This window comes from Staphylococcus sp. EG-SA-2 (assembly GCF_017152085.1).
Genome location: NZ_JACYHC010000887.1, coordinates 1 through 1,065, shown reverse-complemented (window position 1 = coordinate 1,065; position 1,065 = coordinate 1). Strand labels below are relative to the sequence as shown.

At 37.9% G+C, this 1,065-nt stretch carries 3 protein-coding genes; 1 reads left to right on the top strand and 2 read right to left on the bottom strand.

The annotated features are described in order from the left end of the window. The coding region (locus tag IDG60_RS15715) for a thiamine pyrophosphate-binding protein (RefSeq protein ID WP_206160904.1) at window positions 1-545 on the bottom strand (545 nt) is incomplete at its 3' end. Window positions 546-737: 192 nt separating this feature from the next. Here IDG60_RS15715 and IDG60_RS15710 point away from each other — a divergent pair. Next, the gene (locus IDG60_RS15710) at window positions 738-839 is read left to right on the top strand and encodes a hypothetical protein (protein ID WP_000982808.1); all 102 of its coding nucleotides are present in this window, start codon (window positions 738-740) and stop codon (window positions 837-839) included. Here IDG60_RS15710 and IDG60_RS15705 read toward each other — a convergent pair. Continuing rightward, window positions 818-1,065, bottom strand: a 248-nt coding sequence (locus IDG60_RS15705; protein ID WP_206160903.1) for a PTS sugar transporter subunit IIA, incomplete at its 5' end; no start/stop codon positions are given. The genes IDG60_RS15710 and IDG60_RS15705 overlap by 22 nt on opposite strands.

The following is a 1,065-nucleotide window of genomic DNA, read 5'->3' as shown; positions in this document are numbered from 1 at the left end:
ACTTCAAATGGTGTCGGTATCTCAATTTCAGAGATTGCGACATCGATTGGTAAATGTAAATGAACTGGGCGTCTTTCGGCGATTGCTGTATTAATTAAACGTGGTATTTCGGTTGTTGCATTTTCAGGTGTGATATAACCTTGTGCAACGGTTATATGTGCAAACATTTTTCGGTAGTCGTCAAATGTACCTTCACCAAGTGAGTGATGTACATATTTACCGGCTTGTTCAACAGCACGTGTCGGCGCACCTGTAATCGCAATGACAGGTATGCGTTCAGCATATGAACCTGCGATACCGTTGACGGCACTTAATTCGCCAACACCAAATGTAGTAACTAATGCAGCGAGTCCATTAAGACGGGCATAACCGTCCGCTGCGTAACTTGCGTTTAATTCATTTGTATTTCCTACCCAATCTACATTGGGATTGCTGATAATATCGTCTAGAAAAGCGAGATTAAAATCACCAGGAACACCAAAAATTTTATCGACGCCTGCTCGATGAAAAGCGTCAATTAAGTAAGCTCCAATGCGTTGTTTCATAAAAAAACCACCTTTTCTCTATATTTACACTTAAAATGATAGCCTCGAATACAGTGTAAGGTCAAGGAAGTTGACTTTGTTGTGAAAACGCTAACAATAGTGAACAATTAATACTTTTTAGGAAATGAGTATGAAGGGGGGCTTAAATTGATGATCTTAAAATTCAAAATTTAAGGGGAGAGCGAACTATCAATGATGCCGCAAAATACAATAGCAAAGAAAAAACAGGCGCGTCACCTTATGAAGGTATACGCACCTGTTTATAGTAAGCATTATTTAGCTTCAAATAATTGATCGCCAAATGAAATGTTGCCATGTTCACCTTGTTTAAAATCAAGGTTTGTAATGTTTCCTTGTGTCACGATAATAGGCGTAATATCACTCTTTGCATGATTGCGGATGTAGTCTAAATCAAAGTTGATTAATAAATCACCTTGTTTAACTTCTTGACCTTCCTCAACATGTAAAGTAAAGCCTTCTCCGTTTAATTTAACAGTGTCTAAACCGATGTGGATTAATA

What these genes read in the sequence shown, in the direction of transcription:
- IDG60_RS15710 (WP_000982808.1), top strand. Translation starts at nt 738, where the DNA reads ATGATGCCGCAAAATACAATAGCAAAGAAAAAACAGGCGCGTCACCTT.